The organism is Paenibacillus sp. FSL H8-0280 (assembly GCF_045040665.1).
Lineage (GTDB): Bacteria > Bacillota > Bacilli > Paenibacillales > Paenibacillaceae > Paenibacillus > Paenibacillus xylanexedens_A.
This window is the reverse complement of the sequence record NZ_CP150296.1, coordinates 5,821,410-5,840,078: the sequence shown is the minus strand read 5'-3', so window position 1 is coordinate 5,840,078 and position 18,669 is coordinate 5,821,410. Positions and strand designations below refer to the sequence as shown.

The 18,669-nt window shown below is 42.8% G+C and carries 20 protein-coding genes and 1 pseudogene; 12 read left to right on the top strand and 9 right to left on the bottom strand.

Annotated features, from left to right (window positions below):
• Positions 1-57: 57 nt before the first annotated feature.
• The gene (gene sspI / locus MHI12_RS25450; protein ID WP_405170683.1) at positions 58-291 is read right to left on the bottom strand and encodes a small acid-soluble spore protein SspI; all 234 of its coding nucleotides are present in this window, start codon (positions 289-291) and stop codon (positions 58-60) included.
• A gap of 128 nt (positions 292-419) precedes the next feature.
• Between sspI and MHI12_RS25445 the strand changes: the two genes are divergently transcribed.
• The 8 genes and pseudogenes from MHI12_RS25445 to MHI12_RS25410 all read left to right on the top strand — a co-directional run bounded on the left by MHI12_RS25445 (position 420) and on the right by MHI12_RS25410 (position 7,645).
• On the top strand, positions 420-1,121 hold the full coding sequence (locus tag MHI12_RS25445) for a TrkA family potassium uptake protein (protein ID WP_076211287.1): 702 nt from the start codon (positions 420-422) through the stop codon (positions 1,119-1,121).
• A gap of 26 nt (positions 1,122-1,147) precedes the next feature.
• Entirely contained in the window at positions 1,148-1,939 is a 792-nt protein-coding gene (locus MHI12_RS25440) for a TrmH family RNA methyltransferase (protein ID WP_405170682.1), read from the top strand.
• Between the two features lie 199 nt (positions 1,940-2,138).
• A complete protein-coding gene (locus MHI12_RS25435) occupies positions 2,139-2,642 on the top strand; it encodes an SMI1/KNR4 family protein (RefSeq protein WP_405170681.1) in 504 nt (167 codons plus the stop codon).
• 404 nt (positions 2,643-3,046) lie between these two features.
• Positions 3,047-3,804, top strand: a pseudogene (locus MHI12_RS25430) (SDR family NAD(P)-dependent oxidoreductase).
• Between the two features lie 60 nt (positions 3,805-3,864).
• Entirely contained in the window at positions 3,865-4,950 is a 1,086-nt protein-coding gene (locus MHI12_RS25425; RefSeq protein WP_405170680.1) for an alkene reductase, read from the top strand.
• Between the two features lie 181 nt (positions 4,951-5,131).
• Positions 5,132-6,130, top strand: a complete 999-nt coding sequence (locus MHI12_RS25420) for an NADP-dependent oxidoreductase (protein WP_405173053.1) — start codon at positions 5,132-5,134, stop codon at positions 6,128-6,130.
• Between the two features lie 61 nt (positions 6,131-6,191).
• Entirely contained in the window at positions 6,192-6,773 is a 582-nt protein-coding gene (locus tag MHI12_RS25415; RefSeq protein WP_405170679.1) for a TetR/AcrR family transcriptional regulator, read from the top strand.
• Between the two features lie 89 nt (positions 6,774-6,862).
• A complete protein-coding gene (locus MHI12_RS25410; RefSeq protein ID WP_405170678.1) occupies positions 6,863-7,645 on the top strand; it encodes an SDR family NAD(P)-dependent oxidoreductase in 783 nt (260 codons plus the stop codon).
• A gap of 18 nt (positions 7,646-7,663) precedes the next feature.
• Here MHI12_RS25410 and MHI12_RS25405 read toward each other — a convergent pair whose 3' ends face one another.
• The 7 genes from MHI12_RS25405 to MHI12_RS25375 all read right to left on the bottom strand — a co-directional run bounded on the left by MHI12_RS25405 (position 7,664) and on the right by MHI12_RS25375 (position 12,875).
• On the bottom strand, positions 7,664-8,263 hold the full coding sequence (locus MHI12_RS25405) for a class I SAM-dependent methyltransferase (RefSeq protein WP_405170677.1): 600 nt from the start codon (positions 8,261-8,263) through the stop codon (positions 7,664-7,666).
• 34 nt (positions 8,264-8,297) lie between these two features.
• Positions 8,298-9,341, bottom strand: a complete 1,044-nt coding sequence (locus MHI12_RS25400; RefSeq protein ID WP_405173052.1) for a sensor histidine kinase — start codon at positions 9,339-9,341, stop codon at positions 8,298-8,300.
• 49 nt (positions 9,342-9,390) lie between these two features.
• Entirely contained in the window at positions 9,391-10,071 is a 681-nt protein-coding gene (locus MHI12_RS25395; protein WP_341008854.1) for a response regulator transcription factor, read from the bottom strand.
• A 57-nt stretch (positions 10,072-10,128) separates the two neighbouring features.
• Positions 10,129-10,695, bottom strand: a complete 567-nt coding sequence (locus MHI12_RS25390; protein ID WP_405170676.1) for a class I SAM-dependent methyltransferase — start codon at positions 10,693-10,695, stop codon at positions 10,129-10,131.
• A gap of 44 nt (positions 10,696-10,739) precedes the next feature.
• A complete protein-coding gene (locus tag MHI12_RS25385) occupies positions 10,740-11,243 on the bottom strand; it encodes a DedA family protein (protein ID WP_405170675.1) in 504 nt (167 codons plus the stop codon).
• A gap of 358 nt (positions 11,244-11,601) precedes the next feature.
• Complete coding sequence (locus MHI12_RS25380; protein WP_405170674.1) at positions 11,602-12,219, bottom strand: histidine kinase dimerization/phospho-acceptor domain-containing protein; 618 nt, start codon at positions 12,217-12,219, stop codon at positions 11,602-11,604.
• Between the two features lie 8 nt (positions 12,220-12,227).
• Positions 12,228-12,875 (bottom strand): phosphatase PAP2 family protein, encoded by a 648-nt coding sequence (locus tag MHI12_RS25375; protein WP_405170673.1) that lies wholly within the window; start codon positions 12,873-12,875, stop codon positions 12,228-12,230.
• 701 nt (positions 12,876-13,576) lie between these two features.
• On the opposite strand from MHI12_RS25375, the gene MHI12_RS25370 reads away from it, so the two are divergent.
• A complete protein-coding gene (locus MHI12_RS25370; RefSeq protein ID WP_405170672.1) occupies positions 13,577-14,164 on the top strand; it encodes a sigma-70 family RNA polymerase sigma factor in 588 nt (195 codons plus the stop codon).
• On the top strand, positions 14,151-14,900 hold the full coding sequence (locus MHI12_RS25365) for a DUF3600 domain-containing protein (RefSeq protein ID WP_405170671.1): 750 nt from the start codon (positions 14,151-14,153) through the stop codon (positions 14,898-14,900). The genes MHI12_RS25370 and MHI12_RS25365 overlap by 14 nt, the downstream gene beginning before the upstream one ends.
• Before the next feature lie 82 nt (positions 14,901-14,982).
• On the opposite strand, the gene MHI12_RS25360 is transcribed toward MHI12_RS25365, so the two are convergent.
• Positions 14,983-15,858, bottom strand: a complete 876-nt coding sequence (locus MHI12_RS25360) for an AraC family transcriptional regulator (protein ID WP_405170670.1) — start codon at positions 15,856-15,858, stop codon at positions 14,983-14,985.
• Between the two features lie 108 nt (positions 15,859-15,966).
• Here MHI12_RS25360 and MHI12_RS25355 point away from each other — a divergent pair, with 108 nt between their 5' ends.
• The gene (locus MHI12_RS25355) at positions 15,967-17,124 is read left to right on the top strand and encodes a Gfo/Idh/MocA family protein (RefSeq protein WP_405170669.1); all 1,158 of its coding nucleotides are present in this window, start codon (positions 15,967-15,969) and stop codon (positions 17,122-17,124) included.
• Between the two features lie 480 nt (positions 17,125-17,604).
• The gene (locus tag MHI12_RS25350; RefSeq protein ID WP_405170668.1) at positions 17,605-18,669 is read left to right on the top strand and encodes a hypothetical protein; all 1,065 of its coding nucleotides are present in this window, start codon (positions 17,605-17,607) and stop codon (positions 18,667-18,669) included.

Here is an 18,669-nt window from a genome sequence, read left to right as displayed (position 1 = left end):
TTTCTTTTGCAGACAGAACAAACGGTTTGATGGTTACCTTACCCTCCACTGCTTCGATTAGCGAAGCGGTTGAATGGGAATGGTGTGCAGATGCTCCTGCGCGATTTGAATGAGTTCTTCCTGCTTGGCAGGTTCTGTGTTCTTCCAGATCATCTCGAAAATGGCGCCAAGTCCAGGTAATGCAGCTTCCGGTCCATCTACTGAACCTTCAATCATCTCCCGGAGCTGATCATCACTCTTGTCATGAACTTTATGAACAATCGCTTCACGCAGGCTTAATGTAATGGGCATCGCAATTCCCTCCTCGTATATTCGGCTGCTCTAATACTGTTCCCTGGGAAGCGCGAGCGCATTCAAGTTTATCGGGCTTTGTGGTATACTACGAAGGATTATTTACGTTAGCATGGGTATCCGTAATGATGCGTCATGCTGAAGTGCAGCGGGAGGTTAAGACCCTAATGGCCAAGAAACAGTATGCCGTAATTGGCATGGGACGGTTCGGATCAAGTGTCGCCAATGCACTGAGTGGCATGGGATTCGACGTGCTGGCAATTGATGCGGACGAGCAGCGGACTCAGGAAATGTCCAATGTGGTGACCCATGCGGTATCGGCAGATTCAACAGATGAAGAAGCGCTGCGTGCGCTGGGCATACGGAATTTCGACGTTGTCGTTGTGGCGATTGGTGAAGATATTCAGGCGAGTATTCTGACAACCCTGATATTGAAAGATATGGGTGTACCCGTTCTGATCGTAAAAGCTCAAAATGAGCTTCATGGTAAGGTATTGCAGAAGATTGGGGCAGATAAAGTCATTTATCCTGAGCGGGATATGGGACTACGCGTAGCCCATCATCTGACCTCGCCTAATATACTGGATTACATCGAATTGTCTGAGGATTACAGCATTCTGGAGATGAGAGCTTCCGAGCAAATGATCGGTAAAAACCTGATGGAATTAAACATCCGTGCACGTTTTGGTTGTAACGTGATGGCGATTCGCAGTGGGAATTCGATGAACATCTCGCCGTACGCGGAGGACCGGATCGAAGCTGGAGATGTGCTGATCATTGTGGGTCACAAGGATCATTTGACAAAAATGGAGCTTGCGTATCCGAAGTGATGGATGCAGATGGGAAGGATGGAAAGATGGATATTGTATCACCGCAAAATACACGTGTAAAAGAATGGGCGCAGTTGCTGGAGAAAAAGCATCGTACCCGTCAACATAAATATATCATTGAGGGCATTCATCTGGTACAGGAAGCATTGCGCGCCGGAGCAGATCTGGAGTGTATTGTGTACGACGGAGAGCAAGGCGTACCTAGCGAACTCGCCGGGCTTGAGAATCCGCTACAGCGTGTGGAGTGGGTCAGTGTATCTCCTGCGGTTATCGCCAAATGTACGGATACAATGACTCCACAGCCTGTATTCGCGATTGTGCGTAAAGGCAGTGAGCCACTGGAAAGCCTGATTACCGGAGCGCGCGGGCTTGTTGTGGTGCTGGATGGTGTGCAGGACCCAGGGAATGTGGGGACAATCATCCGTAGTGCAGATGCAGCTGGAGCTGCTGGGGTGGTACTTGGCGCTGGCTGTGCTGATGTATATAATCCGAAGACGATTCGTTCGACGATGGGGTCATTGTTTCATTTGCCCATTGTGGAGGGCCAGTTGGAATCCTTGCTTCCCGAAGCGAAGGCTGCGGGCGTGAAGCTGGTTAGTACTTCTTTGCAGGCAGAGCATTCATGTTATAGTTATGATTTTACGCAGTCGGTATGGCTTGTGATCGGTAACGAAGGCAAAGGTATCTCGGACGCTACAGCACGCTTGGTGGATGATGCGATTACGATCCCGATGCAAGGACAGGCAGAATCGCTTAACGCGGCAATGGCGGCAACGATTTTGTTGTTTGAGGCGATGAGACAGCGGATGTTTAACTAACTAATAATTCCTGTCCAATTTCAAATTAACTGTCCCCAAACCACCAAAGACTGGAACTTGGTTGTCGCTATTCCCAACCATTTTTCCAGTCTTTTTGTCTTTCTCTTTGAAGCACCACAGCAGGGATTTTCCATTCAAATCCCGAATAGGTGATATAGTTTCTATTTCTTAAGCTGATGGGCAGGTGTATAAATTGGAAATGAATAATGGAAAAGGAAAAACTCACCTTAGGGAATTTATGACTTGGGCCGGGGAAAAGGGCTGGGACATAATGAGTAAATCCGGTTCGCAGTCACATTTAAACAGCAGCATTACTTCAAGATATAAAGGACTTCCAGATGAATATTTAGAATTTCTAAATGTAGTTAAAAAATGCGTTGCACCGGATGAGCAAACCTGGTTTATTTGTGAGGCTGAGTTTAACAATAGCACGGAGACCCCATTCCAATGGAATGAATTTGAAATGCTTAGTTTGGAGGCAGCAGAGGGTGATTCTATTTGGCAGTCAGAGATAACGGCCTGGTGGGATCATCACTTACCGATCGTAATGTCTGTGGAGGATGGATATTCCTTCTATGCCATTGACTTAACAACCGACAGTGGAGCTATTGTCCGTGGATGTGAGCCTGAATTTGAAGAGGTTGAAAAGGTATCCGATTCGTTTGGAGAATTTCTGGCATGGATGATGTCGAATTCAGATTAGTGTAGCTAGGAAAGGTTGATGTTTAGTGATGGAAGGAAAATATCTGAAGTAATCACTTTCGTAAGCGAGGCCGGGGTAAGGCGTGTTTGCCTAATGCTGATTGCCCTGATGGTTATACTTGTGGCCAGCGGCCTGACATTAGATTATTCAATGAAAGAACTTATGAAACGATATAGGAATTCTCAATTTATGATATAAAAAATGGTTTATATAGCGTGATTTTAGTCTCATTTAAGTATGTTTCAAGCATTTTTTTCTATATATAAATTAATTCTTTACTGTTCGTTCTAGAAATGATATGCTAACAGCAAGTTAGATCTAACTACTTTTTTTTGCACAATATAGAACGATCGTTCTCGAAACTGAAATTACACTAATCTAAAGAATATAAGGGAGAGAATATGATGAAATACACCGTAATTACAGGAGCAAGTTCAGGAATTGGATATGAAACAGCATTGGCATTTGCAGCACGGGGTAAAACTTGATCTTGGTAGCTAGAAGATTGGATAAGCTTGAAGAACTTAAATCAACTATTCAGGGTATCGACCCTAAAGTAAATGTTATCGTTCATACAAGCGACCTGTCTGTTACCGCAGAGGCATATGCACTGTACAACAATTTGAAGGAATATGAAATTGAGACTTGGATCAATAATGCAGGGCTTGGAGAAGGCTCGTTCATTGCTGAACAGAATTTGGATAAAGTGGAGACCATGTTACGTGTTAACATCGAATCTTTGACCATTCTATCTACACTGTATGTACGAGATTATGCGAATGTGGAAGGCACTCAATTGATTAACGTCTCATCCGCACTCGGATATGCCATTGCTGTAGGCAGTGTAGCTTATTCTGCATCTAAATACTACGTTAGTGCCTTCACAGAAGGTCTTGCCAAAGAACTGGAACTGAAGGGTGCAAAACTAAAAGCTAAGGTGCTTGCACCAGCGATCACGGAAACAGAATTTGTACAAAAATCAATAGATGCTGAAGGATTTGATTACAAAGCAAATATGCCTAAGTACCACACGGCCAAAGAAATGGCGGGCTTCATGATCGATCTGTATGATCACAATGAAGTGGTCGTAGGAATTGTAGACCAGAACTATGAGTTCCAACTGACAGGCGCAATCTACCCGGTGATTTCAGAATTGAATTAATACAGCAGAATCTAGAGGATACATCTACAAAATCTCAAATAAGAAGAGGAGTACATTCAATTGGAAAAGATATGGAGTAAAACAAAGATTGGCAACATGGAATTGCCTCATCGACTAGCGATGGCACCCATGACACGCAGTCGAGCACAAGAAGATGGTACACCTGGAGAGTTGGCGGCACTTTATTATGCTCAGCGTGCAACGATGGGACTTCTGATTACGGAAGGAACACAACCTTCCGATGATGGACAGGGATACTTGTGGTCACCTGGCATCTACACCGATAAGCATATTGAAGGATGGAAAAAGGTAACGGATGCGGTGCATGAAGCTGGCGGATATGTATACATCCAATTAATGCATGCGGGTCGCATGTCACATCCGGAAAATACCCCGCATCATCGTCAACCGGTTGCTCCATCAGCAATCGCACCGGGTGTAGAAATGTTTACGGCTACAGGGATGCAGGATATCCCCGTTCCCCGGGAATTGAGTCAGGAGGATATTCAAACGACCATTGCCGATTTCCGAAAAGCAGCAGTCGCAGCGATCAAAGCAGGGGCGGATGGCGTTGAGATTCATGGGGCCAATGGTTACTTGATCAATCAATTTTTAGGAGAAAATTCGAATACACGCACAGATGAGTATGGCGGATCTATTGAAAATCGTACTCGCTTTGCGATTGAAGTAACGAAAGCCATCGTGGAGGAAATAGGGGCAGAACGAACAGGCTTCCGTATCTCACCAGGCACACCGCTGGGTGGAATTCAAGATGGCGAACAAGGCCCTGAACTCTATCGCTATCTTGTAAGAGAATTGGCTCAATTGGATTTGGCTTACCTTCATGTTATGCATCTTGGAGATGAACAACTGCTCCAAGACATTCGTTCGATCTGGCAAAATCCACTATTGGTTAACCGGGCTGGAAGAACTTTGGAGGATATCAGTGTAGATCTAGATCGAGGTCTCGCTGATCTGGTACCGGTTGGTGTATGGTCCTTAGCTAATCCAGATTTGGTGGAACGACTTCAACAAGGTGAGCCACTGAATGAAGCAGACCCGACAACATTCTTTGGATTGGGAAGTAAGGGCTACACGGATTATCCTACGTTGGAAGAATTAAAGTCACAAGAGGGGCTACACTAGCACAAGCAAGTAAGGTGGCGTACAACTGAACATTGTGCGCCATGTTCCTAACATAAGTTGAAGTTGAACTAATCATTTACACATTAACAGCGATTGGAAGGTTGTTCTGTCATCGTAGTGTCAGTGTAAATAATCTTGAGTTCAACTTATATAGTCTATAAGCAAAGGAAGAGGATATATGATGAGAGCAGCTCAAATTCAGAAATACTCTAAAAAAATCCAAGTGGAAATCAATATTATTGAGAGACCTCAGATTCAGAGCCATGAGGTTCTCGTCAGAGTAAAAGCTGCGGGTGTAAATCCACTGGATATCTTGAATATGAATGGCAGTGTTCGGATGATTGCTGACTATACGTTACCTTTAACTTTAGGTAATGAACTATCGGGTGTCATTGAAGCTGTTGGTGATGATGTTTTGAATTTTAAAGTGGGGGATCCGGTTTATACCAGATTGCCACTAAATAAAATTGGTGCTTTTGCTGAATATGCGGCTGTACATGAGGATGCCTTATCCATAATGCCTGAAAATCTGTCTTTTATCGAAGCTGCTGCGGTACCCCTTACTGCCCTGACCGCATATCAAGCATTGCATGATGTACTCCGAGCTGAACCGAATAAAAAGTTGTTTATTCCTGGCGGAACCGGTGGATTCGGTGCGATGGCCATCCCGATTGCCAAGTCCATGGGATTAACGGTTATTACAAGTGGCAGTGAAAGGGGTAGAGCACGTAGTTTATCTATTGGAGCAGATCAATTCATTGATTATAAGACCGAGCAGTATGCTGATATTCTGTCCGATATTGATTATGTGATCGACACCTTGGGTGCGGACGAGATCAAAGCTGAACTGAGCATTTTGAAACCACAGGGGAAATTAGTCTCTTTGAAGGCAGGACCCAATTATCGCTTTGCAGTGGACAGTCAATTCCCGTTGTGGAAAAGAGCATTGTTTGGTCTCGTAGGTGCACGCCTGGATTCTTTAGCGCGTAAGAATCAAAATGAATATCGTTTTTTATTTGTGCACTCCAGTGGAGTTCAATTGCAAGAAATCACTGCTCTTGTAGAAAAAGAAGACATTAAACCTTCGATCGATTCTACGTATACGTTTGATGACATTGAAAAGGCATTGATTAAAGTATCCACGGGTCACTCTCAGGGCAAAGTCATTGTTACCTTTTAAAGGCTCGTTAAGATGATGCTCATACTATTCAATGTTCGTTTTCTGAACAGGAGGGAAGCCAATGGCGAGAAGCAAAGAGTTCGAAGAGTCTGTTGTACTGGATAAAGCGATGAGACTTTTTTGGGAACAAGGCTATGAGAAGACGTCTATGACGGAGCTGGTTAATCATATGGGAATTCATCGTAAAAGCTTGTATGACACATTTGGCGACAAACATACCTTGTTTCTAAAGTCAGTAGATCTGTATGATCACAAAATCAGCTCCGCCCTTGTAGCAGGCGTAAAGCGTTCCAAAACGGCAACGGAAGCACTTCAGTTTATATTTTCTTCTTTAATTCATCATGGAGAGGAGCATCCAGCATCAGGCTGCTTCATTGTTAATTCGACGGTAGAATTGGCGGCACGCGATAAGGACATGAACCACCGATCGACGGAGATGTTTGCAAATACGGAGAAACTAATCAAGGACATTATTGTGTGGGGCCAGCAAGAAGGTGAATTCACAACGGAGTACAACGCCGAGGTATTGGCGGAATATCTGCATAATGTAGGCGTTGGTCTAAGGGTGATGGCAAAGACTTCGACGACCAAGGAAAAACTGCTTCGTATAGCGACGCTATCCATGGATCTCATACGAAGGTAGTCTATTTTTTTTACTTTAAAAGAATGATCGTTCTAATAAAGGTGTTCCAGATGAAACATATGTTATAGAAAAGAGAGGCAGGTAACGACATGAGAAAGACAGTACTAATCACAGGCGTATCGGGTGGGATCGGTAAAGAGTTAGCCGATCGGTTTGCCAAAGGTGGACATCATATTGTGCTGGTAGCACGAAGCAAGGGTAAAATACAGGATCTAGCTCAGGAGTATCAGAAAAAGTATGGTATTCAGACGACGGTTATTGCCAAAGATGTGGCGGCACCTGGGGTACCACAAGAGATTTATCATGAGCTGAAGGAAAAGGGCATTGTTGTTGACTATCTTGTCAACAATGCAGGTTTCGGTCTGTTCGGGACGTTTATGGAAACGGATATGGAACAAGAAGTTAATATGATTGACGTGAATATTAAGGCTTTAACCATCATGACAAAGCTATTCTTGCCGGATATGATCCAACGTGGGCACGGCGGTGTGATGAATGTGGCTTCGTTGGTAGGTTTTTTCCCTGGACCGATGATGTCGGTATATTATGCAACAAAGGCATATGTGCTATCGTTCACTGAGGCTTTGGAAAATGAAGTAAGCGGAACTGGTGTTACGGTGACAGCACTGTGCCCAGGCCTGACATCTACCGGATTTGTTGATCGTTCGGGTATGGGTGTCTCGAAGATGTTGCAGGGCCCGATCATGGAAGCCGGACAGGTGGCCGAAGAAGGGTATCAAGGCTTCTTGCGTGGCAAGACGTTAATTATGCCTGGAGCTCGAAACCGATTCATTGCATTTATGCCGCGCTTGTTACCACGTAAGATGATGACTCGCATGATTAGATCCTCCCAGGATAAGACAGAACATTAAACATATAAAGAGGATAAATCAAGTCTTCCTCAAGTCGATCGCTTCACGTTGTTCATCATCTTGTCTTTTACGACAAACATACACAAAAACAGGAGGAAAGCTGAAAGGCACAAATTGAATTTTCTCCATCTCAAATAACTCAGCTAATTGTTTCCTCATATGAAGGGAGTACTGGTATAAAACTAACGTGCCTCCAGGTCGGAGCGCTGTATGGATCTGTGACAGGATGTTTTGTCTCATTTCTCTGGAAAAATTAAAAAAGGGCAGTCCGCAAATGATGCTATCCAACTGATGAATATGTTCTTGATTGATCCTTTTCAATAGATAGGACGCGTTCGAATGGAACATGAATTCAGGATAAGTTTTCTTCAGATTACTTCTCATTTTGGGGTCTCTTTCAAATAAAAACACGGTTGCAGATTGCGGTAAATGTGCTTCCATGAGACGTGTGACGGCACCTGTTCCTGGCCCCAGCTCAGCAATGGCTCTAACCTCATCCCATCGTACTGATTGGACGATTTTACGGGCTAGAAATTTGGAACTGGGCAGGAGACTGCCTACTCGTTTGGGGTTCCTCAGAAATCCTTGCAGGAAAAGAAGTGGTTCGGATGTTTTCATCGCGGTATCCTCCATTATCAATGCTATTGATGTTTCACTGGATGTTAGAAGGCAAGCTTAGTTGGAATATAAATACGTTACGCGTATGTTTTAGTGTTAAAGTCCCCTGATGTAAATCCGCAATGTTTCTCGCAATAGAAAGTCCCAGACCAGATCCTGATTGAATACCTTCGCTATTCCTCGAATAATCCACCTTATAAAAGCGATCAAACAGCCTGTTTTTTTGTTCTATCGTTAGTGGTATGCCTTTATTCTCTACTTCAATGGTAACGTGATTATGCTGCACACTCATTCGAACATGAATCGTGCCCGGTTTAAAGGAATACTTGAGTGCATTCATGAGGAGATTGTCGATGGCTCGAGCGATCTTATCACTATCCAGGGAAATCATGATTGGAGCATCACCGAGTTTTTTTTCAATACGAATCCCATGCTCCTGAGCTAAAGGTTCGAATTCAAACAACAATTGGTCCAATAGCTGACAGAGGTCAACATTTTTCAAATCCAATTGGGTGTTCACTTCGTTAAGACGCGTATATTCAAATAAATCATCGAGTAACTTCTTCAAATGCGTTGCTTTGTTATAGGTGTTTTGTATGAAACGGTCATACTCCGCTTTGTCTTGAAATGATTCTGATTTGAGAAGCTCAATATAGCCAATTATGCTGGTAAGCGGTGTACGCAGGTCATGTGAGATGCCAGTGATTAGGTCCATCTTGGATTGCTCCAATTCACGTTCTTTAGCAATCTGTTGCTTTAACTGTTCTGTCATGTGATTAATGTTGGAAGCGACGCGCCCAAGTTCATCTTGTCGATTAACGGGCACCCTGTGATTCAAATTTCCTTCAGATATGATTTGAAGCCCTTGCTCTAGTGTAATGAGATCTCTCACAATTTTTCGTGTGAAAAACAAAAAAATTAAAGTGAAAATTACGATGAAGATTGGTGTTAGAACATAAGGAAAGATGTAGAGAAGCGAAGGCCAATTAAATCTTTCACTAATTTTTGCGGCAGCTATGATTAACATATTATTTACACCCACAGAGCCAACAAACGAAATCAATAAACTGATCAACATTTGATATAGAATGTTAATCTGTATCTTTTTTTTAAACTGTGGTATTCGTTTAATCAATTTTATATCCCACTCCCCATACCGTTTTAATATACTGAGGTTCTCTTGGATTCAATTCCAGCTTTTCTCGCAGATTACGAATATGGACCATCACGGTATTATCTGAATATCCATAAGGTTCTTTCCACACGGTCTCATAAATCTTCTCGGAGCTAAATACTTGTCCGGGATGGCTTGCAAGTAACACCAGAATGGAAAACTCCAGTGGTGTAAGCGAAATGTCATTATCTTTGAGCTTCACAGAATGTTTACTCGTATCAATGACAAGGTCTTTAATCAAAATAAGTGAATTGGATTCTGGTTTCCCGATCAGTGTTTGACGTCGTAACTGAGCTTTAACGCGAGCTAGTAACTCTAATGGATTAAACGGTTTGACCATGTAATCGTCAGCCCCGGTAGTCAGGCCAGTGATTTTATCAATGTCTTCTTCCTTGGCGGATAGCATTATAATCGGAGTGGATGATACTTCTCTTATTTTGAAGCAGGCTTTGATTCCGTCCATGATGGGCATCATGACATCCAGTATTACGAGTTGGACCGATGTTGTTTTGATAATATTTAGCGCTTCCTCACCATTGGCTGCTTCAATGACCTGATATCCTTCGTTACGTAAATAGACATGAATGACATCCCGGATATCGGGTTCATCATCAACAACGAGAACGGTATTCATAATTCAACACTCCTTAAAAATTAGGATAACATCAGTGTAAACGATAGTCCGGAATGTTTAAATTGTTTCCTTTTTGCGACAGACATAAACGAACGCAGGTGGGATATTCAAAGGCACTAATTCTATTTTTTCGATGATAAAGTGTTCGGATAATGTTTTTTTCATTTGAAGTGAATATTGAAAGGCGATGAATAATCCTCCAGGTTTGAGTGCCTTATAGATCTGGTCTACCAACGTATTTCTTAATTCAGGCTCAAAGTTGAAAAACGGCAATCCGCTAAAAATGTAATCCAGTTGCTGAACGCCCTCTTGATTCATGGATTCTACCAATCGAGCGGCGTCTGGATAACAGGAGAACTCCGGGTATGCCGTCTTAAGAGTATTCCTCATCGTTTCGTTCATCTCAAACAATAGGACTTTGGTGGAATCCTGTACTTGTTGATGAATATAGCGAGTGATAGGACCTGTACCCGATCCAAGCTCGGCGACTGCTTTTGCCTCTAGCCAAGAGGCTTGCTTCACCATTTTACTTGCGAGAAATCGGGAACTGGGTATGATACTGCCAACATGTTTAGGGCTTTGTAGAAAGCTTTTCAGAAATAAAACGGGTTCATTAGAATTCATATTTGTGGTTCCTCCATATATGTGATGGTATGTTATCAAACCAGTTAGAAATGGAATAATTGCAGCGTAGATAGAATGGGACCGCCGAAGTAAGTTCCTGCTGTAAAATAGGTGATGGTCCATAACAAAGCACTGGAATATGAAATGAGAGCAAATTTCCGATACCGCACGCCGCTCATTCCAATAAGCAAAGGGAGAACATAACGCACAATTGGAATGAACAAACCGATGCACATCGCCCAATTGCCACTTTTATTCAGAATCAGTTCAGCCTTGACGAAGTGTTTATGATGTTGAAACTTGTGTTTTATCTTGCTTCCAAATAACTTCCCTGCAAAATAAGCAAAGGTAATGGCCGTTAATAGTCCAGATAAAATACAGAAGTATGTGATCCATGAATTGATAACTCCTGTGTGGCTCAGAATGGCACCGCTGATAATCGTGATCTCATTTGGAATTGGAATGCCGAAAGGCCCCAATGAGAAGGCAAAATAAAAAATCAGATATCCATACTGATGAAGTAGCTCTAAGATCGTATTACTGATCATTGTTTTGCCTCCTCTCTTGTTGATATTGCAATCATAATGAAAAAAACTAAGGAATTAATGAGCATAATTCTGAAGAAAATCTAAAGAATACATAAGTAAAGTCAAAAAACTGCGTTCAAGAGAAAAAGCCTTGCCCACGTACTGGCAAGACTCGAATAGGTGGATATACTTAGGAGCGGTGATCAATTGGCACAGTCACAACCATAATGTTGTTCGCGTGATTTAATGTTAACTTGCCACCTTACAGCTTAATCATATATCTGGCGAATGAAGGCCCATTGCAGTGCTGGCATAGACCTCTGATGCAGTGCGGTATGAGCTGTGCTGTTGTGTACGATCCATAGGTATGCCGTATTCATCAGGTATCATGGGATGAGAGTCGGGCATGCTGGATTAGATTATTTATTAACTTTCGTAATTGAAAGGCAGCTGTATATGTTTCTTGTACAATTCGTCTATATTCTTCCGGGTTCGTAACTGAGTTGGTTTTTAATAACTCCACATTTTGAATGATCCCTTCGAGGGGTGCGTGAAGTTCTTTCGATATACCTTCGATCCATTCCCTTTTGGCGGTCTCGCACTCATGTTCCTCGATCATCTGTTCTTGTAATTGATCCACCATGGAATGAAGTTGAGACGAAAATGTTCTTAATTCAACATGTTGCAGTGGAGGCACTCGATAGCTCAAATCTCCTCCCGAGATGATGCGTATGGCGTGGTCCAAAGCGGCAATTTCCCTAACGATGTGATGAGTCAGTATGGAAAAAGATATCGCAAAAAACGTAGTAAATAGGATAGGAACAAGGTATGCCAGATGCAATTGCAGTAGATGCAGCTTGGCTAGATGATGAACTGCGGCAAGCGGCAGTATGCCTATGAAGGTCATGAGAAAGGCTATCAGAAAACTGGAACCAGAACTGATTAGGATATGGAAACGAATACTATGTTTGCGATAAAACCAGGGGACATCAGTCAATGTTCATCTCACTCCAATCGAGTCGATTTAACACGGGATGAGAGAGCATGGAGGGTTGTTCCAGCCAAGCGGAAACAAAGCTCTCCAACCAGGATCCCACCCGCAATATCTACGACGACATGTTGTTTAACTAGTACGGTAGACACGATGATAACAATCGAGAAGGCGGAAGTCATCGCCCAAATCGCTCGTCCAAACACACGCGTTCCTCTAAGGATCAGATAACTGTTTAGCACATGAATACTCGGAAAACAGTTATAGGTTTGATCGTTACGGTAGATGTAATCAACCATAGTAATGAGAAAGCTTTTCTCCCCCTCGATGTTCGGGCGCTCAATCGCTGTCTGGAACAGAGCGAAGAAGATGTACGAGATCACCAGACCGCTGCAAAGTGCAATGAGGGTTTGAAAATAGGTTCGTTTGTCCTTAAAAGCAAGTGCTATTAATGCACCTGTTATGAACGGGTACCATAATACATAAGGGATGATAAAGGCCGGCACAAAAGGGATCATGGAAATCAGGGGCGTTGCAAGACTGTAGACATGATTCCCAGGGTGATTTAGTACACCATAGAAGATATTTAAGATTGGAACGGCTGCAAGCCAAAGCAGGGAAAGCCAGACTGATTTGGTAGAGGACGGACTGGAAAGCTTCAAATGCTCAACTCCTATACAGATTTATCAATGTATCCATAGTAGAGATAAACTCTGAAGAACTTGAGAGGAATTTTCTAAAGAATTTCTGAATATCAGGTAAAGTTTGTCTCGAAAAATAGTGGTATAACAGATAGTACAAAAGAAGAGCCGAGACGTCATAATGACGACTCAGCTCTTCTTATATGTACCATGAGGACGGACTTTTTGAAATCAGATTATTGTAGGAAGTGAAACCATCTGAATTTGGCACCGGCAACAAAAAATAAAACAATCCATCCCCATAGAAACAACAAACGTAAAGGTCGTGGAATCAGGAGATATTCTGAGTACAATTTGCTGAAAAGTTTCATTACAGTAGTGACCACCCCTGCTAAGTTACTCTCTTATATCCGGTTTCAAAAGAAAAAGAGACGATAAGATAACCAAGATCCCAATAAGTCTATATACCGTGACGTAGGCCTCGAGGTTGCTTCTGGCGATTGCAAATCCGATGATCGAAATAGATAATATCAAAAGACCAAAGGTGTTTTATAACTCAGATGCAGAACCTCCAATTATATCAAAATTAGGTATATTATATCATGATAAATACCAGAGGCCCTTTTTGTATAAGATTCAGCCATACCTACTCATCAATAATTAAATCGAACGATATGATGCTGGCATGCCAATATATAGTGTAAGGAGGAGGGGGATGGATAATGAGTGAGCAAGATGAGTACATAGAACTTGTAACGTTAATACGGGCGGGGCAGGAAGAAGCATATGGAGAATTATATGAGAAAACAGTGACGGGGGTATATCGGACTGTACGATTTCTCATCAAGGACAAGTATGACGCGGAGGATGTGGTACAAGAGATTTACATTCAGGCGTATCGATCATTGGCGCAATATGATGCGGAGCGTGCTTTTCGTCCCTGGTTAATGGGTGTGACAATGCGGCAGGTTCAGAGTTATCGACGCAAAAGATTGATGCAGTTTCGGTTTGGCAAGCGAATCGAAAAATCTGACGTGGGATTAGAATATGATTTTTCCACTGATCTGGTCAACAAACTGGCTAATCGTCCTCTGCTGGAACAGGTCCGCCGTTTGCCTTACAAGCTGCAGCAGGTGGTTACACTTCATTATTTAAATGAATATACGCAAGAGGAGATTGCTGACATATTGGAGATTCCGCTTGGAACTGTGAAATCGCGTATACATGCGGCGCTGGCGAAGTTGAGACAAAAAGAGAAGATGAATCCAAGATTGCGGGGAAAGGTGGAGGATCTGCATGAAACTCGATGAACAGTTGCGAAGAGCCTACCAGGAAGAGACCAAAGACTGGTCCGTTCCTGCGAGGATTAAACATAAAATGATGGATGGTATTCGAAGTGATTCACACATCAGAAGAAATCGAAAAAAATGGCTGGTCACGGGGCTCTTGGCTGCTGTACTCATTATTCCCACCGGAGCCTACGCAGGGTACACCTATCTCGCAGACGGAATATACGGTTCACAGGAAAACATCACAGCTATGGGGGGGACAGCTGAGGATTATATGAGGTTGGAAGCAAAGCTGCAGACGGCCAAGGCCCATTTCAGCGAAGAAGAATTTGTTCAATATATGGACTTGCTGAAGCAATTAGGGCAAATGGCTGTGAAGTATGCTGATTCTCAGGGAAACTTGCATCCAGAGCAGTGGAGTACAGTGGAGCAGGAACGATACAACCTTCTTGTAGCTGAGCTGGAACCGTTTTTCGAGAAGCTGGAAACTGTGAGTGTAGGGTCCTCCAAAAAACTGATGGACGAGCAGCAATTTTGGACGGAACAGTTGGAACAGGCAGAAAAGACATTTACCAAGGAACAATATCGTGAGTTCAAGTCTGTCTATGAACAAATGAAAAAATACAAAGTTATGGTGATGGACAAGGATGGAAGTACCCATGAGGAACGATTGTCAGCGGAGCAGAAGGATGATTTAAGTCAGCTAGAGAGACGCCTAATCCCCTATTTGAAACGGTTGGAGCTCAATCTGCGTTGAGTCGGGTGAAGTGTAAAAGAGGAGCAGAAGCGGAGAAGTGAATTCTTTCGCTTCTTTCTTGTTGTTGTGATCCATTACTTCATTACTTCCTCCCCTGCATCTTCAGCCGATATTGATGTGGTGTAGAGCCTGTGGTAGTACGGAATACTTTGCAAAAGTAGGAGGGGCTGGTCATACCGACACGGTGACCGATTTCGGGAACGGTGAGCGAGGACCGAGTGAGTAGCACACAGGCATGACGAATGCGGGTGGCTTGAGCATAAGCAACAATTGTGGTGCCGGTCGCTTTTTTGAATACATGAGATAGATGATAGGGGGACAGATGAAGAGTGTCTGCGATATGCTCCAAACGAAAAGGCTCCTGGTAATGCTGCTCAATCCATTGCATGATGGCTTCGGCATGAGGGTGAAGAACGTTTGCACTGGACGAGAGTACATCTTGGGAGCGGCGTTGCTGCCCGTCTTGCCACAGGTAGCGAAGTTGTGCGAGCAGTTCCAATAAAAAGAGCCGTGTATCCTCCTCTACTTCGTGGGGAGACAGACCTGGATACGTATCTGCATATTGTTCCATTCGTTGAACGAGTGGGGATGTGGCAGCAAGTCGGATGGGCTGAATGGGGAATTGTTCTTCCAGCAGGTCCTGTATGAAGTCGTGAGTAACGATAAATTGGGCCCAATGTGCCTTCAGTAGATCAAGTTCAACCATGAGTACATTTCGAATGAAAGGCTGCTGTCTGGATACATGAATCTGGATGTGATGCAATTGAAAAGGTCGAAAAATCATGAGCATACCGGGTTCAAGGGAGAAAACCTGACCTTCCGTTATCAACTGCCCATATCCTTCGTGAATATAGGTTATCTCCAGCTGCGAATGAGCATGGAACACTTCGCGAGACGTAGTGTTGGATGTACGACGACAGACCAGATTAAATTGTTCTCCCAGAAAGATGGACTTCATGAATGCCTCCCTTATCATGCGCAAGATAGTTTTATTTTAGCACAAGATGAACGCATAAAAGCGCTTTATTATTGTGTATTGTGAAGGGAATAAGGGAGGTATGCAACGATGTTAAAAGTGGCGATTATCGGAGCAGGTGCAATTAGTGGAGCACATATCTCAGCATATTTGGCGTTCCCTAAGCGATGTCAGATTGTTGCTGTGGTCGATATCTACGTGGAAAAAGCACAGAAGCGAATTAATGAATATGGTCTGGAAGGTGCACAAGCTGTCACGGATTACACAGAGTTACTTGCCCAAAACATTGATCTGGTATCAATCTGTACACCACCGTATACGCATGCTCCCATTGCGTGTGATTTCATGCAAGCAGGTGCGCATGTGTTGGTCGAAAAACCGATGGCATCTTCCCTGGAGGAAGCGGATCTGATGTTGAGAGCAGCGCAAGCAAGTGGCAAGTTGCTATCCGTAGTAGCACAGAATCGTTTTACAACACCAATGATGAAGCTAAAAGGTGTGCTGGACAGTAAACGGATGGGACCGATTGTACATGTGCAGGTTGATTCGTTCTGGTGGCGGGGCCACAATTATTATGATCTGTGGTGGCGCGGGACATGGGAAAAAGAAGGCGGAGGCTGTACCCTTAATCATGCGGTGCATCATATTGATGCCATGCTCTGGATGATGGGACCTCCAGTGGAACTACAGGCGATGATGGCAAATACGGCACATGATAATGCCGAAGTTGAGGATATATCCATGGCAATGCTTCGCTTTCAGGAAGGGGCGCTTGGCATGATTACCAGTTCCGTCGTACATCACGGAGAGGAGCAACAGTTAACTTTTCAGGGCAAAGAAGCCCGGGTATCTGCACCTTGGAAAGTCGTTGCTTCTACCGCGCGGAATAACGGATTTCCGGAACCGAATCGAGAGTTGGAACACCAGCTTCAGAAGCTCGCTGACGAATTACCGGATGTTACTCATGTCGGTCACGCTGGGCAAGTTGAGAATGTGTTAAACGCTATTGAGACAGGATCACCCCTTCTGGTGGATGGCCAAAGTGGTCGAAATACGCTTGAATTGATTGTGGGTATCTATAAGTCGGCAAGCACGGGAGAAAAGGTTATTTTTCCAATAGGGGCGGAAGACGAGTTTTACACAAGAGAAGGAATTATGCAACATGCCGTACACTTTTATGAAAAAAAGACGACAGTGGAGAACTTCGAGGATTCGAGTATTACGCTTGGGAGCAAGTTGGATTTTTAATGCAAATTTCTAGTATTTTTTAGACTATTTAATCATTTTTTTTGTGATAAGAGCAATATGAAAAACTATAGAACAAGTGGGTGATATATCCAAGAAAACGCTGTTAGATCAATTGATTTGGCAGTTTTTTCTGGTTGGCTACATACTTGGAAATTTTCTTGTTTTTCATTACCTCTCAATTTAATTGGAAATGAAAAAGGGAATTTCGGATCTGAACTAAACAATGTCTAGGACTGTTGTGAAAATAAAGGACTATATTCTTAGGTACAATTGGTCATATATAACAAAAATATGTTGTAAAATTGCTGAAATGGGTCTATTATTTAATCTACTGTTACTTATTTATCCAAATGCTAGGTACTAAGAACCAAATTAGATAAGAATTTGATTATATTTAAAATGGGAAAAATGAATGGAAAATTGGAATTGTAAAATTCATGAAATTACATAAATTTCAAGAAAGTGGGTTAAAGGAACTACATGGGGGATTTTGGGAAGTTAACAATCGGTTCTATGTTGTCTATTAATATTGTTTTATTTATCATTGGATTTTTAATGTACAGGAAATGGCGAAACCCAACATACTTAAAGTTTTTGGGAGCTTTTTCTTTAATGTTATTCGCAAATGCGGGTATGGCTCTGATGCCTCATAAGCTCATGTCTGCATATATGTTTTTCATATCACTCTATGCAGCTGGAATGATAATTGCTCAAATCGGGATATTTCGACTTTACTACAACAAACGAACAGACAAACTTTATGTACATTTAGGCGGAACTGCGGTTACTTTGATTACTGCCGCAATGTCTTTGTTCTTACCCGTACAAATGAGTTCCTTTTTAGTGTTTCTCTCTGTAGTAGGTGTGACATTGTATACACTCATCAAGATTTTTCCGGATGTCGGGCTAAATCCACAGTATTTTATGGTAACGATCCTTTTTGCAATGCAGCTATTGTTGCATCTCTCGGGCGCATTTACAGGTTATGAACTATTGGCAGAACTTAGTTTGATTTTGAGTGTTTTTGTTAGCTTCATAGTGTTCACGTTGATTTTTGAAAAGATTATTGGGGTTATGCAAGCAGCGACATACACATCAACACGGGATGAAGTAACAGGTTTGTTCACACAAAAACATTTTATTCATCAAGCTAATCAAGCTTTATCCAAAGGGAAGACAGTAGGGGTATTATACATAGAAATTCAGAATCCAACCCACATTTCGGAGGAAGAGTCCTTTAAGAGAGCGGGAAGAGCCGTGGGCAGGGCTTTGGAAGGTAGTGGATTTGCTGGACGTTACCAAAGTGATGTCATTGTAGCTCTTATAACAAGTTCTAATTTACCATTAGCAGAGCTGGCTAACTCCATAAGGATGAAAATTGATGTTGAAGCCTCAAGTACTGTACTGATTGGGTATATTGACACTAAGCCTGAATTTACACTGGATGATCATATCCGTGAGGCGAAAGAAGGCGCTATTCGAACGAAGCAAAGTGGGCTTAATAGAATCTTTGATCTAGACCAAAGTAAAATTTTAGCGGATTAA

What these genes read in the sequence shown, in the direction of transcription:
- sspI (WP_405170683.1), bottom strand. Translation starts at nt 291, where the DNA reads ATGCCCATTACATTAAGCCTGCGTGAAGCGATTGTTCATAAAGTTCAT.
- MHI12_RS25445 (WP_076211287.1), top strand. Translation starts at nt 420, where the DNA reads ATGCGTCATGCTGAAGTGCAGCGGGAGGTTAAGACCCTAATGGCCAAG.
- MHI12_RS25440 (WP_405170682.1), top strand. Translation starts at nt 1,148, where the DNA reads ATGGATATTGTATCACCGCAAAATACACGTGTAAAAGAATGGGCGCAG.
- MHI12_RS25435 (WP_405170681.1), top strand. Translation starts at nt 2,139, where the DNA reads ATGAATAATGGAAAAGGAAAAACTCACCTTAGGGAATTTATGACTTGG.
- MHI12_RS25420 (WP_405173053.1), top strand. Translation starts at nt 5,132, where the DNA reads ATGAGAGCAGCTCAAATTCAGAAATACTCTAAAAAAATCCAAGTGGAA.
- MHI12_RS25415 (WP_405170679.1), top strand. Translation starts at nt 6,192, where the DNA reads ATGGCGAGAAGCAAAGAGTTCGAAGAGTCTGTTGTACTGGATAAAGCG.
- MHI12_RS25410 (WP_405170678.1), top strand. Translation starts at nt 6,863, where the DNA reads ATGAGAAAGACAGTACTAATCACAGGCGTATCGGGTGGGATCGGTAAA.
- MHI12_RS25405 (WP_405170677.1), bottom strand. Translation starts at nt 8,263, where the DNA reads ATGAAAACATCCGAACCACTTCTTTTCCTGCAAGGATTTCTGAGGAAC.
- MHI12_RS25400 (WP_405173052.1), bottom strand. Translation starts at nt 9,341, where the DNA reads ATGTTGATCAGTTTATTGATTTCGTTTGTTGGCTCTGTGGGTGTAAAT.
- MHI12_RS25395 (WP_341008854.1), bottom strand. Translation starts at nt 10,071, where the DNA reads ATGAATACCGTTCTCGTTGTTGATGATGAACCCGATATCCGGGATGTC.
- MHI12_RS25390 (WP_405170676.1), bottom strand. Translation starts at nt 10,695, where the DNA reads ATGAATTCTAATGAACCCGTTTTATTTCTGAAAAGCTTTCTACAAAGC.
- MHI12_RS25385 (WP_405170675.1), bottom strand. Translation starts at nt 11,243, where the DNA reads ATGATCAGTAATACGATCTTAGAGCTACTTCATCAGTATGGATATCTG.
- MHI12_RS25370 (WP_405170672.1), top strand. Translation starts at nt 13,577, where the DNA reads ATGAGTGAGCAAGATGAGTACATAGAACTTGTAACGTTAATACGGGCG.
- MHI12_RS25365 (WP_405170671.1), top strand. Translation starts at nt 14,151, where the DNA reads ATGAAACTCGATGAACAGTTGCGAAGAGCCTACCAGGAAGAGACCAAA.
- MHI12_RS25360 (WP_405170670.1), bottom strand. Translation starts at nt 15,858, where the DNA reads ATGAAGTCCATCTTTCTGGGAGAACAATTTAATCTGGTCTGTCGTCGT.
- MHI12_RS25355 (WP_405170669.1), top strand. Translation starts at nt 15,967, where the DNA reads ATGTTAAAAGTGGCGATTATCGGAGCAGGTGCAATTAGTGGAGCACAT.
- MHI12_RS25350 (WP_405170668.1), top strand. Translation starts at nt 17,605, where the DNA reads ATGGGGGATTTTGGGAAGTTAACAATCGGTTCTATGTTGTCTATTAAT.